The organism is Gloeomargarita sp. SKYB120, from assembly GCA_025062155.1.
In the GTDB taxonomy this organism is placed as follows: domain Bacteria; phylum Cyanobacteriota; class Cyanobacteriia; order Gloeomargaritales; family Gloeomargaritaceae; genus Gloeomargarita.
Genome location: JANXAM010000016.1, coordinates 39,356 through 52,591, shown reverse-complemented (window position 1 = coordinate 52,591; position 13,236 = coordinate 39,356). Strand labels below are relative to the sequence as shown.

General features: G+C 55.9%; 18 protein-coding genes. 4 read left to right on the top strand and 14 right to left on the bottom strand.

Annotation, left to right across the window (positions count from 1 at the left end; all coding sequences use genetic code 11):
• A protein-coding gene (locus tag NZ705_07455) for an IS630 family transposase (protein MCS7292792.1) occupies positions 1-766 on the bottom strand; the annotation gives its coding sequence in 2 pieces (ribosomal slippage) (positions 1-474 and positions 476-766; 765 coding nt annotated over the 2 pieces). This gene is flagged as partial in the annotation.
• A 183-nt stretch (positions 767-949) separates the two neighbouring features.
• On the opposite strand from NZ705_07455, the gene NZ705_07450 reads away from it, so the two are divergent.
• The gene (locus NZ705_07450; GenBank protein ID MCS7292791.1) at positions 950-1,279 is read left to right on the top strand and encodes a DUF1815 family protein; all 330 of its coding nucleotides are present in this window, start codon (positions 950-952) and stop codon (positions 1,277-1,279) included.
• Here the strand turns inward: NZ705_07450 and pdxA are convergent.
• The 4 genes from pdxA to fumC all read right to left on the bottom strand — a co-directional run bounded on the left by pdxA (position 1,276) and on the right by fumC (position 4,767).
• Positions 1,276-2,268, bottom strand: a complete 993-nt coding sequence (pdxA, locus tag NZ705_07445) for a 4-hydroxythreonine-4-phosphate dehydrogenase PdxA (protein ID MCS7292790.1) — start codon at positions 2,266-2,268, stop codon at positions 1,276-1,278. The two genes, NZ705_07450 and pdxA, sit on opposite strands and share 4 nt — an antisense overlap.
• Positions 2,269-2,286: 18 nt before the next feature.
• Complete coding sequence (locus tag NZ705_07440; protein MCS7292789.1) at positions 2,287-2,697, bottom strand: AbrB family transcriptional regulator; 411 nt, start codon at positions 2,695-2,697, stop codon at positions 2,287-2,289.
• 100 nt (positions 2,698-2,797) lie between these two features.
• A complete protein-coding gene (ilvN, locus tag NZ705_07435) occupies positions 2,798-3,319 on the bottom strand; it encodes an acetolactate synthase small subunit (GenBank protein ID MCS7292788.1) in 522 nt (173 codons plus the stop codon).
• Positions 3,316-4,767: a class II fumarate hydratase gene (gene fumC / locus NZ705_07430; GenBank protein MCS7292787.1), complete on the bottom strand. Its 1,452-nt coding sequence runs from the start codon at positions 4,765-4,767 to the stop codon at positions 3,316-3,318. Before fumC ends, ilvN begins: the two co-directional genes overlap by 4 nt.
• A gap of 54 nt (positions 4,768-4,821) precedes the next feature.
• Between fumC and NZ705_07425 the strand changes: the two genes are divergently transcribed.
• Positions 4,822-6,135 carry a PP2C family protein-serine/threonine phosphatase gene (locus tag NZ705_07425; protein ID MCS7292786.1) on the top strand — a complete coding sequence of 438 codons (1,314 nt, stop codon included), beginning with the start codon at positions 4,822-4,824 and terminating at the stop codon, positions 6,133-6,135.
• On the opposite strand, the gene NZ705_07420 is transcribed toward NZ705_07425, so the two are convergent.
• The 7 genes from NZ705_07420 to lipB all read right to left on the bottom strand — a co-directional run bounded on the left by NZ705_07420 (position 6,132) and on the right by lipB (position 10,702).
• The gene (locus tag NZ705_07420) at positions 6,132-6,431 is read right to left on the bottom strand and encodes a DUF3007 family protein (protein ID MCS7292785.1); all 300 of its coding nucleotides are present in this window, start codon (positions 6,429-6,431) and stop codon (positions 6,132-6,134) included. The genes NZ705_07425 and NZ705_07420 overlap by 4 nt on opposite strands.
• A gap of 161 nt (positions 6,432-6,592) precedes the next feature.
• Positions 6,593-6,919 carry a nucleoside triphosphate pyrophosphohydrolase gene (locus tag NZ705_07415; protein ID MCS7292784.1) on the bottom strand — a complete coding sequence of 109 codons (327 nt, stop codon included), beginning with the start codon at positions 6,917-6,919 and terminating at the stop codon, positions 6,593-6,595.
• 9 nt (positions 6,920-6,928) lie between these two features.
• On the bottom strand, positions 6,929-8,083 hold the full coding sequence (locus NZ705_07410) for an HNH endonuclease (GenBank protein ID MCS7292783.1): 1,155 nt from the start codon (positions 8,081-8,083) through the stop codon (positions 6,929-6,931).
• A gap of 18 nt (positions 8,084-8,101) precedes the next feature.
• Positions 8,102-8,521 (bottom strand): NUDIX hydrolase, encoded by a 420-nt coding sequence (locus tag NZ705_07405; GenBank protein MCS7292782.1) that lies wholly within the window; start codon positions 8,519-8,521, stop codon positions 8,102-8,104.
• Positions 8,518-9,765 carry a beta-ketoacyl-ACP synthase II gene (fabF, locus tag NZ705_07400; GenBank protein ID MCS7292781.1) on the bottom strand — a complete coding sequence of 416 codons (1,248 nt, stop codon included), beginning with the start codon at positions 9,763-9,765 and terminating at the stop codon, positions 8,518-8,520. Before fabF ends, NZ705_07405 begins: the two co-directional genes overlap by 4 nt.
• Before the next feature lie 3 nt (positions 9,766-9,768).
• Positions 9,769-10,017, bottom strand: a complete 249-nt coding sequence (gene acpP, locus NZ705_07395; GenBank protein ID MCS7292780.1) for an acyl carrier protein — start codon at positions 10,015-10,017, stop codon at positions 9,769-9,771.
• A gap of 22 nt (positions 10,018-10,039) precedes the next feature.
• Positions 10,040-10,702 (bottom strand): lipoyl(octanoyl) transferase LipB, encoded by a 663-nt coding sequence (lipB, locus tag NZ705_07390; protein MCS7292779.1) that lies wholly within the window; start codon positions 10,700-10,702, stop codon positions 10,040-10,042.
• A 65-nt stretch (positions 10,703-10,767) separates the two neighbouring features.
• Between lipB and NZ705_07385 the strand changes: the two genes are divergently transcribed.
• Positions 10,768-11,286, top strand: coding sequence for a (2Fe-2S) ferredoxin domain-containing protein (locus tag NZ705_07385; protein ID MCS7292778.1), 519 nt, complete (start codon positions 10,768-10,770; stop codon positions 11,284-11,286).
• Between the two features lie 83 nt (positions 11,287-11,369).
• Positions 11,370-12,257, top strand: coding sequence for a universal stress protein (locus tag NZ705_07380; protein ID MCS7292777.1), 888 nt, complete (start codon positions 11,370-11,372; stop codon positions 12,255-12,257).
• Here the strand turns inward: NZ705_07380 and psbM are convergent.
• Positions 12,254-12,367, bottom strand: a complete 114-nt coding sequence (psbM, locus tag NZ705_07375; GenBank protein MCS7292776.1) for a photosystem II reaction center protein PsbM — start codon at positions 12,365-12,367, stop codon at positions 12,254-12,256. The genes NZ705_07380 and psbM overlap by 4 nt on opposite strands.
• Positions 12,368-13,023: 656 nt before the next feature.
• Positions 13,024-13,236: hypothetical protein (locus NZ705_07370; GenBank protein ID MCS7292775.1), on the bottom strand; the 213-nt coding region annotated here is incomplete at its 5' end.

Genomic DNA, 13,236 nt, shown 5'->3' with positions numbered 1-13,236 from the left:
AATCTGATACCACACATGTTCAATCGGGTTCAAATCTGGTGAATATCTAGGCAAATATATCAACTCACACCCAGCCGCTTCCACTACTTGCTTTAGCACGCTAGACCGGTGAAAACTGGCATTATCCAGCACAATCTTTTTACCACGTCCAATCGCTGGTAGTAACCACTCACGTAACCAAGTTAAAACCACTTGTAAATTACAGTTACCTATCCATGTCAAGGGCTCAACTAATCGTCCCAGGTAATAACCGCCCATCATACTCACTCTTTCACGTTTTCTACCTACCTTTTTGCCATAAACTCTCTCCCCTTTCACACCCCAGCCATACTCATAGACCTCTCGCCGGTCGATACCGGATTGGTCTATATAAACTACTTCTTCCTGCTTCATATCCTTCATTCTCTCCATATACGTCTGTCGCTCCTGCTCATCTTGTTCTTGGTAGGAGAAAGTTTTTTTTACGGGTATAGCCTATCTTCTTTAGTGCTCTACAAATCGTCATACTACTCACGCCCCAGATGGCCGCCATTTCCTTCTGGGTCAGACTGGGGTTCGCATCGACAAACTTGCGAAATTTATGACTATGCCCCTTCTGGTAGCCTGTCCTGGGGGCGCAATCACCGGTTTCAGACCATTGTTTGAGCCAGCGTTGTAACGTGCGATACCCGATGTTCAGCATTTGGCTCACTTCAACGAGTGTTGCCCCCCCCAAGACTGCTTCAATGGCTTTCTGACGCAGGTCTGTGCTGTAAGGCTTAGACATGAAAAACCTCTATGAACTCATTAGCCCTATTCTATGCCAAGCTAAACGTTTTTAGCTATATAACGTGAGTGGAGACACTTCATCGCAGGATCGTTTCCTTCAATCTTCACTATCATCGCTAGGCGAACCCCCTTCCGCAAAACCTTAAAACTTTAAGTTAAGATTAAGGAAAACCAAGCAGGGGTGACTTCAGTGTTTTTGCGGTTAGCGGATCAGCATCGGGAGTTGGTGCGCGATTTGGTGATGAACTTGCAGGCGCTGGCCACAGTTCTGGAACGCCAGGGCCGCTTAGCCTCCTGCTACACCTGTGGGCCGTCGATGGACAGTGCTTCGTTTATGGTCAGTCTGGGGGAAGGGCATTTGATCCGGTTCCTAGTCTCGGACTACGGGATCACCTGGACGGAAATGCGGGACGACCGGGAACTGATGAAACTAGAGGGGGCGGAGGCGATTGCCCAGTTGCAGGAACTCGCCAACCTGGTGCGTCAGCCCGCGAACGTTGCCCCTGTCTAGGGGTTAAACCGTCGTTCCCACAACCACTCGGCCCATTGCCAGGCTTGGAGAAAACTTGCGGGGTTGGCTTTTCCCTGACCGGCGATGTCAAACGCTGTGCCGTGGTCGGGCGAGGTCCGCACGATGGGCAACCCCAAGGTGGTGTTCACAGCCTGCTCAAACGCGAGGGCCTTCACCGGGATCAACCCCTGGTCGTGATAAAGTGCAATGCAGGCGTCCCAGGGTCCCGGCGTATCTCGATACCACCAGGCCCGCGCTGGCAGCACCCACAACGTATCGGGGGGAACCGGCCCCCACAACTGGACGTGGGGGAACCGCTGTTGCATCTGGGCTAACCAGGGCTCTAGGAGGTCCTGCTCCTCCGTCCCCAAATGCCCGTGCTCGCCGCTGTGGGGGTTCAAACCCGCCACCGCAATCCGAGGCTGGGTTAACCCAAAATCCCGCGCCAGGCTTTCGAGCAGCAGAGTGAACTGTACCGTCAATCCCTCGGGCGTCAAGCGCTGGGGGACCTGCGCCAGGGGAATATGCGTCGTAGCCAGGAGCGTCCGCAGCACCCAACCTGTGTGGGGCGAACGGGCCAGAAAGCACATCCCCGTGTGGGCCGCACCTGTGGCCTGGGCTAGAAACTCCGTCTGTCCGGGATAACAATAACCGGCGGCCTGCCAGTAGCGCTTGGCAATCGGCCCCGTCACCAGCGCTTGGCACCCCTGCGCCAACGCCGCTTCCAAATATTGAACACTCAGCGCCCCAGTCAGGGCCGACGGTTGCCCAGGGGCAATGGCTTCGGGCGCCGGCACGTCCACCACCGCTAACCGGGCCGGGTCCATGGCGGTTTGACCCAAGCGCCGGAGCCGCTCGTAGGTTTGCACCAGCACCGACCAGGACCCCACCACCTGCACCGGCCAACGGGGTTGATAGAGAACCGCCGCACGGAGCACCAGTTCTGGGCCAATCCCCGCCGGGTCACCGAGCGTTAACGTGATGGTCACCAGGGAGTGAAAAAGCGTTCAGCCTTTTTTGGATTTACTGGCCAGGGTCTTGCCGTTGGCCCGTTCCACCTGGGTCAGATGGATGTGTTTATAACCCGGCTTAATTTCAAACTCATCCCCCGGCTTGAGACCCATCTTTTGGGTGTAGGCGGCACCAATCACAATTTGACCGTTGCGATGCACCGTCACCCGATAGGTGGGTTCCCGCCCGCGCCCATCACGGGCATTATCAATCGCTACCCCTTTGGCGAGCAAGACCGCATCCATAAACTCCGAAACGTTAACCCGTATGCGGTCGCCTTTGATGCGGTAGTAGCCACAGTATTTGGCCTTCTCCCGCCGGGGGAGATGACGCAGTTCGTCCAACTTTTTCAGCAGCGCTTTTCCCGTCAGGGGTTCCTTGGGCAATTCCGCTAGATTTTCTGTCATCTTCTTCCTGGGAAACTGTTCAATTCCTAGCATAGCAGAATGGGTTTTTGCCTCCTAGGTCTCGGGAGGATTTTTGGAGAAAATGGCGAGGACTCCCCTATCAGGAACTACGGTGGGCCAAGGTTTTGAGATATTCCGTGTTGACCCCTGACTCTCGCACCAGGGCAATTTTGCCAGTGCGGGCCATTTCCCGGATGCCAAACTTCTGCAACATCTGTATGATTGCGGCCATTTTACCCGGGTCGCCAGTGACCTCCAGCGTCAGGGAATCTTCGGCCAAGTCCACAACCCGCGCCCGAAACACCTGGGCAATTTCGATAATTTCTCGGCGGCTGACGGGGTTGGCATTGACCTTGAGCAGCATCAATTCCCGCTCGACGCAGGGGATGTTGGTGATGTCTTGAACCTTCAGGACGTTGATCAGTTTGTAGAGTTGTTTGGTGAGTTGTTCGATGGCGCGCTCGTCGCCGGGGACCACCATCGTGATCCGCGAAATCCCCGGTTGTTCTGCCGGTCCAACCGCCAGGCTTTCGATGTTAAATCCCCGGCGGGCAAATAACCCGGCAATGCGTGTCAAAACGCCAGCTTCGTCCTCAACCAGAACCGAGAGGGTGTGTTTCATAGCGACTGGGCAAAAGGATTGGTTTTATTATCCCCGGAAAGGGTGGGTCGGGTCATCTGTTCCGGTTGCACCCAGGCGGCAAATTCCTCGGCGGTAAAATAGCCCAATTCCACACCCGCTTGGCAGAGGGTTTTCTGCTCCCGATAGGCTTTCTGGGCAACCTGCGCGGCTCGGTCATAACCCAGGTGGGGATTGAGAGCGGTCACCAGCATCAATGACTGCTGGAGGTGGGTTTCGATTTGGGACACGTTGGGGGTCAATCCCTGGACACAATGGCGACTGAAACTGCGGCAGGCATCGGCGAGTAATTGGATGGATTGCAGCACGTTGTAGATGATCAGGGGCTTGCAGACGTTGAGTTCCAAGTTGCCTTGGCTGTGGGCCAAATTGATAGCGGTGTGGTTGCCCATGACCTGAATCGCTACCATGATCAAGGCTTCGGCCTGGGTAGGATTGACTTTGCCGGGCATGATGGAGCTTCCCGGTTCGTTGGCGGGAAGCTGGAGTTCTCCCAACCCACAGCGGGGGCCGGACCCCAACCAGCGGATGTCGTTGGCGATTTTCAGCAGCGAACCCGCTAGCGCGGCCAGCGCCCCACTGAAATGCACCAGCGCTTCGTGACCCGCCAGCGCCGCGAAGGGATTGGCGGCTTTGACCCAGGGGATGCTGGTCCATTCGGCAAGGCGCGCGGCGACCCGTTGGCCAAATTCGGGATGCGCGTTGAGACCCGTGCCCACGGCGGTGCCCCCGATGGCCAGTTCGTAGAGTTGGGGTAAACAGGCTTCCAGGTGGGCCTGGTGGTGGTCTAAATGGGCCACGTAGCCGGAGAATTCTTGCCCTAGGGTCAGAGGAACGGCATCCATCAGGTGCGTGCGGCCAATTTTCACAATCCCTTGCCACGCCTGGGCTTTGGCCTGGAGCGCTTGCCGGAGTTCCGCCAGGGCTGGTTGCAACTGGGTGCGGTAAGCGGTAACGGCGGCAATGTGCATGGCAGTGGGAAAGACATCGTTGGATGATTGCCCTAGATTCACGTGGTCGTTGGGATGCACTGGTGTTTTCGTCCCCAGGGGCTGTCCCAGCAGTTGGTTGGCTCGGTTGGCAATGACTTCGTTTACGTTCATGTGGGTTTGGGTGCCGGAGCCGGTTTGCCAGACCCGCAGGGGAAACTGGTCATCCCACTGGCCCTGAGCCACTTCCTGGGCGGCCTGTTGAATGGGACCGGCCAGTTCCGGGGCCAAACAGCCCAATTCCTGGTTGACGGCGGCGGCGGCCTGTTTGACCAATCCCAGGGCGTGAATGACCGCCAGGGGCATGGTTTCGTGACCGATGGCAAAGTAGTGGAGAGCGCGGGCGGTTTGACTGCCCCAGTAGACCTGGGCGGGCACTGTTACCTGTCCAAAACTGTCGGTTTCGATGCGGGATTCTTCACCGGACATGGCCCTTGACATCCTGGATTTGGGTGTTAAAATAACGCATTACATTTTCGCAGAATTAGGCCGACAATGCCGGACATCCCGCGGGCGCTCACGCTAGAAGGGGTTTTGACATTAAAGGAACTGGTGGCCCGTTCCCAGCGGGAGCATCGCAAGGTGCAGGAATTGCTGAGTTATCTGGGGTCGGCGCTGCGGACCTTGCACAACCTCAACCAATTCTTGCAGTTGATCCCGGTAATTGCCACGCGCGTGTGTGACGGAGAAGGGGCGGCGTTGTTGCTATGGCGGGAGCCGGAAAACCGGCTGGCGCTGCATCAGTTTTACAGTCATCGAGAGGACGGGTGGTTGGCCTTGCGAACGCAACTGGAGAACTACCTCCAGCAACTTCCTAGAACGACCACAGCCCAGGCGCTTGGCGAGCCATTAGAGCGGGAACTGCCGGCACTGCTAGGGGTGGAAGCCATCTGCACAGCGGTCATTGTTGGCAGTCAGGTCCAGGGGTGGTTGCTGGTGTTCAGTGAGCAGCCAGGTGTAGTGACGACAGACGCCCGCCGGCAACTGCTGAATCTGGTGGCGGACCAGACGGCGGTGGCGATTGAGCAGGAGCAACTCCGACTGGCGTTGCGCGAGCGGGAACGGCTGGATCGGGAACTGGAGCTGGGTTCCGAAATCCAAAAGCATCTGTTGCCGGAGCGATGCCCCCACATTCCCGGTCTAGCGTTGGCCTCGCGGTACGCCATGGCGCAGCGAGTGGGGGGCGACTACTACGACTTCATCCCAGTCGCAGGTGGACAGCGCTGGGCGATTGTGATTGGCGACGTAATGGGCAAGGGAGTGCCGGCGGGTCTCATCATGACCATGACGCGGGGGATGTTGCGTTCGGAGGTGTTGCGGGGCCATTCACCCGCCGATATTCTGAGTCACCTCAACCAGGTTATGTACGAGGATTTGACCAATTCCCACCGGTTTGTCACTTTGTTTTATTCGGAGTACGACCCCCAGACACGCCGGTTGACTTTCTGCAATGCCGCCCATAACCCGCCCCTGCTGTGGCGCTGTGATGGGGCCACGATTCAAACGCTAGACACGGCGGGGATGTTGATCGGCTTGGAACCCAACGGTTGTTATGAAAACGGCACGGTCTATCTCCAGGCGGGGGATGTGCTGGTGTATTACACCGATGGGTTGACCGATGCCGTTGATGCCTACGGGAACCGGTTTGAAATTGCGGGACTGACCCAGGCCGTGCAGGAGGCCTGCAGTTTACACACCGAACCTCAGGACATCCTGAAATACCTGTTCATGCGGGTGAAAGCCTTTGTCGGCACGCGAGGTCGCGCCGAAGATGATATGACACTGGTGGTGGCGCGGGTCAGCGACTAATCCTGACTCTCAATCTCCCGTTGCAGGCGGGCCAGTTCTTCGGGGGACAACTGGGCAATCCGGTGCTCTAGCCAGGCTCGGTCGTAGCGTTCCCGCTGGCGATGGTAGGTCATATCTTTGCGCACCACCCGCACTGCGTAGGTGCTGACCCACAGGATCAAACCGCCGATCAAAATGCCCTGGGTCCAGACTCCTGCCGCCAGACTATCTAGCCCTAATACCCGCAACAGGCCGTAGAGTCCGCCTCCAGCCCCTAACAAAGCTAGTCCAATCAGCAGGACATCAATGCGTCGCATCACTGGGTCAGACTTCCCTTTTTCCCCAGTTTAGCGTTGTATAGTACCTTCGCGTGGGATGGAGTCTCAGCAACGGGGCTGAACCCTGCAACCCAAAAGGTGACAAGCATAGATGACTTAGCTGTATCAATCAATTGTGACAAGATAATCCTTTGTGGCTTTTACTCGACCCACAGCAGACTCATTCTCTGGTCAAATCCCCCGCGTTCTAGGCGTTTTCGTCGCTGATGGTCTCGCACATCCGCCTCCGTAATGCCATATACCTGGAGCAGCGTGTCTATCACTTCGTAAATATCAGCCAATTCGTCAATCAGCGCCTCGAAATTGGCAACTCGCAATTCCTCTGCCTCTTCACACAGTTTATCCCGCAATGCTTGACGAAATTCCACCTGGTTCATCTCTCGAATCGCAAACTTTTTCCCACTCTGGCGTAGAATGTCAGGAATTTTATCTCGGATTAATTTATTGTACACTCGCGGCGTCGTCATACCCCCCTCCTAATAACAATCAAACCGCGATATATTACGGCATTCGGCCACTTGAGCAACCCAATTCACCACTGCACAACTGATGGCCTCCGGGCTGAGCCGGTCATCATCCAAAGTCGCAAAACGCAAGCGCACGTCCTGTTGTAGCACTGGTTTTAGTATGGGGGAATGGCTGTAGATATTGTAAGTGTGTGCAAGACGACTCTGCGCCTTTTGTAAACATTGATCGGTCGGTAAATAGTCCTTCTTCTTGTGGCAATTAAATTCCGGATCCGATGGCACCAAATTCCAAAGTTCATTAACCGGATAAATCGCCACAGGAATGATATGGTCTAGGTGATACATCTGGGGTTGAGTCAAGGGCTTGCAAGTCCAGGGACAAATGAAGGAGTGGCCTTCCATCAGCAGCACATCGATCTGGTTGCGCTCCCAGGTCAGGGGCCGGCGATTATCTGGCCGGTCGGTGAGCAACGTGTAAACATCTCCTCTGGTAACGGGCCTATCAGTATTTCGGGTAATGGCTTCCGAAAAGAGACACCACTCATGAATACAAAGCGCTTCGACCCACAACGACAGGGAATGGAAGACTTCCCATAATTCACACCGAATCACGATACAGCGGTCTTCCGGTTGGGTTCCCGGAATGGCTATCGTTTTCCCTTGCAAGTCCTTAAATAATTTTGGCCGGTCAAATACAGACCACTCACCTGGTCCAGCATATTGAATGGGATACTCAATTGCACGGGTGATTTCCTTAATGGCTTGCTGATACAGGTCTAGAAATTGGGGGGAATAAGTATCACGTTTACGGGGAATCCGTAAATCATTCACCAGGACAAATCCATCCGCAGGGCGCGCCGGAGCTTGGATTTCCTGTTCCCAGGCTTCTCTCAGTCGAGTTAAATGGGGACGAAAACGCAGGTCATTTTGGGACTGCGCTCTTTGCCCTTGCCAAATCGGTTGAGCCGCATCTACAAAGGGCCAGTAGTAAGCCACCCAAAATTCTGCTAAGACGCGGAGTGGGATTGCCACATCTTGTCTCAAACGATGCAGGTCAGGAAATGCTAAAACAACATCGTTAATGGCTCGCAGCAAGGCCAGCTTGTAACTCGTTACTTTTTTGTCGTGCTTCAGTATGGTGCTAATAACCTGGCCTGCATCCATTCGCATCCATTTATATTTTTATAAATAGCGGTGGCACTCCTCGGGATACAAAACCAACTCCCCCTGCAAGAAGCGGTCGACATCCACCCACAGGGCTAGTTTCTGGCGTTCGCCTTCCTTAAAAGAGACAGATTCCAACTCGTAGAACTTGGGGTCGGCAAACCGGCAGCGGTAGAGCTGGATAATCTCATGCCCCGGCTGACCATTGTACACAAAGATGTTTTCCAAACACCCCAGGTACTCGATGTCGGTCAGGGGCGCTTGCAGTTCTTCCCAAAATTCCCGCTGGAGCGCTTTGATGCTGGGTTCCCCAAACTCCACGCCGCCGCCAAGCGCCCGGTAGAAGGTCAATTGCCGCGCCGGGTCATACCCTTGGGAGACAAACACCCGGTTCCCGTCTCGAATCAACCCCAGCGCCAAGACCCGAATCTGGCTCATGGGCGGAACTTGCGAAACGCCAGGGTGACGTTGTGCCCGCCAAAGCCAAAGGAATTGGACAGCGCCACGTCCACCGGCATTGCCCGCGCCTGATGGGGTACGTAGTCCAGGTCACATTCTGGGTCAGGATTGTCCAGGTTAATGGTCGGGGGCACCTGGTTGTGGTAAATCGCCAGCACCGTCGCCACCGCTTCAATCCCACCCGAGCCGCCCAGTAAATGCCCCGTCATTGATTTGGTAGAACTTACCGCCACTTGGTAGGCATGGTCCCCTAGCGCTCTCTTGATGGCTTTGGTCTCCGTAACATCGTTGGCGGGGGTGCTGGTGCCGTGGGCGTTGATGTAATTGACTTGGTCGGGTCGCAATCCCCCATCCTTTAGCGCTAGTTCAATGGCTCGCGTTGCTCCTTCGCCATCGGGCAGTGGAGCCGTGATGTGATAGGCATCGCAGGTGCAGCCATAGCCCACCAGTTCGGCGTAAATCCGCGCGCCCCGCGCCTGGGCATGGCTCAAAGCTTCCAACACCAGAATGCCTGCGCCTTCGCCCATGACAAACCCATCCCGGTCCCGGTCAAACGGGCGCGACGCCGCCTGGGGGGGTTCATTGCGCAACGACATGGCTTTACAAGCCGCAAACGCCGCCATGCTCAAGGGGGTGACGGCTCCCTCGGTACCCCCACAAATCATCACCTGGGCATACCCCTGCTGGATCAAGCGAAAGGCGTCTCCAATGGCGTTGGCCCCAGCGGCGCAGGCGGTCACGGGACAGGAATTCGGCCCCTTGGCACCTACGTGAATAGCCGTCAACCCCGCCGCCATATTGCAGATCATCATCGGCACGGTAAAGGGACTCAGCCGGTCGGGGCCTTTGTTTTGCAGCACCTGGTTTTGTTCTTCCATAATCCGCAGGCCCCCAACCCCCGTGCCAATCACCACTCCCACCTGGGCGGCATTTTCAGGGGTAATTTTTAGCCCGGCATCCTGTACGGCTTGCAAACTGGCGCACACGGCGAACTGGGCAAACCGGTCCATGCGCTTGGCGTCTCGCCGTTCCAGGTACACGCAGGGGTCAAATCCCTTCACTTCCCCCGCAATTTGACAGGCATAGCCAGTGGGGTCGAATAAGGTAATCCGACCGATGCCGCTGCGCCCGGCCAGCAGTCCCGCCCAATACTCAGCCACGGTGTTTCCCAGGGGTGTGATGGCTCCCAGGCCCGTGACCACCACCCGCTCTCGACCGGCCATTGCCTACGCCGCCACCTTCTGCTGAGCAATATAATCCACCGCCTGTTGCACCGTGGTGATTTGTTCGGCAGCGCTGTCAGGAATTTCAATGTCAAACGCCTCTTCTAGCTTCATCACCAAGTCCACCGTTGCCAGGGAATCGGCTCCCAAGTCATTGGCGAAATGGGCTTCAGGCGTCACCTTCTCCACTGGTACATCCAGCGTGTCCGCCACAATTTCCTGCACTTTGGCGAAAATTTGTTCCTTGTCCATGCCATCACTCCATGGGTCATCCTTAGCATCTTACCGAAATTGGCGGCACTTGCTCCATCACCACACCGAGAACTCGCTCTGTCGCCTGCACCAGTTCCCGCTGCACCTGGGCCACCGTCAGTTCTGGACAAAACTGCACCAGGTTCCCCACCGGATAGTCGGCGATCCCGCAGGGAACAATCGGGGCAAACGCCGCCAAATCCGTACAGACATTGACAGCAAACCCATGCATGGTAACGCCCCGCCGCACAGCAATCCCGATGGCTGCTACCTTTGTATCGCCCACCCACACGCCGGTGTAACCCGCCTTGCGTCCTGCCCGAATGCCATAGGGAATCAACGCCTGGATGATGATCTCCTCCAAACAGCGCAGGTATTGGTGGACATGCAACCCATAGTGCGACAACCGCAGAATCGGATAACCCACGACTTGCCCCGGCCCGTGATAGGTCACTTCGCCGCCCCGCTCGGTGCGATAGACCGGAATGCCCAACGCTTCCAAGGGCGCCCGTAAAAAGTCCAGCGACGCGCCACGTCCTAGCGTGTAAACCGGCTCATGTTCCAGCAGAGCCACCACATCGGGCAAGTCGGGATTGACAAGCCGCTGTTGCACCTGTTCCTGTTGCCACGTCCACGCCTGGCGGTAGGGAACTCGCTCCCATTGGTAGTAATACACAGTTGCCATGGACGGATGACACCCGACGCTATCCCCTATACTAGGAGGTAACCTGTTGCACATTTCTTGCATTTATGCAGATTTTGACGGGCACGTTTGTCGGGTTTTGGCCATCGGCGAAGGGCAAGTTGAAATCTATTCGCATCACGGATGGTGCCCAAGCATACCAGGTGAAGTTGCCTAAGTACATGCGGGCTGGTCTCGCGCGGGAACTCCAGCCAGGGATGGGGGTCAAAGTCGCCGTGCGTTGGCATGATGGGGGGTGGGAAGCCACGGACATCCGACTGTTTAGGGCGACAGAACTGTTCGTTAGACCAACCCTGCAGATGACGACACCGGCTTGTCGTGTCCAGGTGTGTCAAAAGGGCAGTTGCCGCAAGCAAGGGAGTTTCGCCTTATTGCAAGAATTAAGCGAAAAGGTGCGCGAACGGGGTTGGGACGAGTGGGTGTTTGTCGAAGGGAGTGGTTGTCAAAACGCCTGCAAACACGGCCCCAACGTCTGTATTGATGGGCGAACGCTCCACCGCGCCCAAGTGAGCGATGTCCTGACGCAACTGGCCCAGCGGTTACCCCAGACAACTCCTGGAATTTGAAGAAACCTGAAGAAGTACGCGCAGCGGCCGGTTTTCTGGTCTAAGCCTATAGATAGACTTGGCGGTGGGAGGACCGAAACCCCATGATTCGCAAAATATTGTTGGCCGTCTCAGGCACGGGTCACACAGAAGAAATGCTGAATGCCTTGATTGACTTGCCTTGCATTGCCCAGGCCCAGGTGACCGTCTTGCATGTGGTGACCCCCCAGGCCTCCGCGCAGGAGATGGTCGCCAAGCAAGCTGAAGGGGTTGAAATCCTAAAGAATGCCCTAGCCAAGATTCACTTGTGCCGCAATGGGGATAGCAAGGGCTGTCTGAAACCAGAGCAAGTGACCACCATGTTGCGGGAAGGCGACCCCAAAGACGTGGTACCCCGTGTAGCCGACGAGTTGGACGTGGATTTGCTCATCATGGGGTCACGGGGCCTAGGCCGGTTGCGGGCGATTTTGGAAAACTCTGTCAGTCAATACGTGTTCCAACTGGCATCGCGGCCCATGCTATTGGTCAAAGACGACACCTATGTTGAGCGTATCCAGCGGATTTTAGTAGCCTACGATGGTTCCCCCGCCGCCAAACAAACCTTGGAACTAGCGATGTTTTTGCTGCAAGACTTAAAGGGAGGCGAGCTGGTCCTAGCGAACATCAATCCTCCCCTCGAGGGCGTCACATTGACAGAGCTGGCCCAACGCCCCGAAGCAAGCCCCATCCTAGCCGAAGCCATCCAAAAAATCCGGCAACGGGGCCTGAAATACCGGTGTGTCGTACGGGAAGGGAATCCTGGCATCCAGATTTGTCAGATTGCCCAGGAGGTCGGCGCTGACTTGGTGATGTTGGGTTCCCCTGACCGCCGGCCAACGATTGCCCGGAGTCTAGTGGACTTGGACCGGTTGCTGGGCAATTCCGTGTCCGATTACGTGCGGGTGCATGCCGACGCCCCGGTGTTGCTCGTGCGGTCTCCAGCTTCGACCTAGCGCTGTCCTTCGCCCCGGCTGGCCGTTTGCACGTAGAGAATGATCAAAAACGCGCTGGGGATCAACACAAGCAGTGCTGTGGCAATCAACGCCAGAATGTTGGTTTCCATGGACTCAGCCCTCGAATGACATTCCAAGCTCTACTGTAGCGGAGAATCGGCCAGCCAAACTTTACAGATTATCGCTCCCGTTATCGCAAGGTCACTAGAAGACCTAGGACGGGACTGTGCCCTGCGACCAAAGATGACTTAGCTGCTGTTCAGGAAGGCAATAGTTATACCGGCTCTCACTCTCCTGTAAAAGACTAGAAGCGCCTAGCTACAGATATTTCCACCTAAAGGATACTTGAAATTCTGAGTCACCTTGGACCTAACGTTACCTAAGCCCAAGCTTTCGGCTCCTTATAAACCAGAAAGGGGGCTGAGGACTATCCAAGTTTCGTCTCAGACCCCTCACTGGTTCGCTCCTCACACAGCTGTAGTCTACCAGGGGTGTACCACTGTTGTCATCCCCCTGGAGTGAGAGATGCTATATAAGTTTTTTATGGGAAAGGGCGAATTGGGGAAATTTTGGGGATTGTAACTAATCATTAAGTGTACAGCTCAGCCATTTTGTCTAGGAGACCATCGAAAAAGCTTCGGTGGGACTGCGCTCTGCAACCCAAGGGATGGTAAGCATAGGTGACTTGGCTAATTGTTAAGCCACTTCAGTTAGTCAAGAAGCATGGGTCTGCGCCTTGTAACCCGACGTGCGCTGTAGCCACTTGTTAGTGGGACAACTGAGCCATCAACCAGGGAGTAGTTGGATTTACAAATTCTTCCAACGTCAACGGTTGAATTCCCTGCTGGCGAGCCAACCCCACTTGCGCCGGCGTCGTGTAGCCCCAGGTTGCTAGGAATAAGGGAATGTCGTGCAGTTCAGGCGTCTGCTGCACAGCCATGAGCGCTTCCAGGCGGTCTTCCACAAAACCCATCACCCT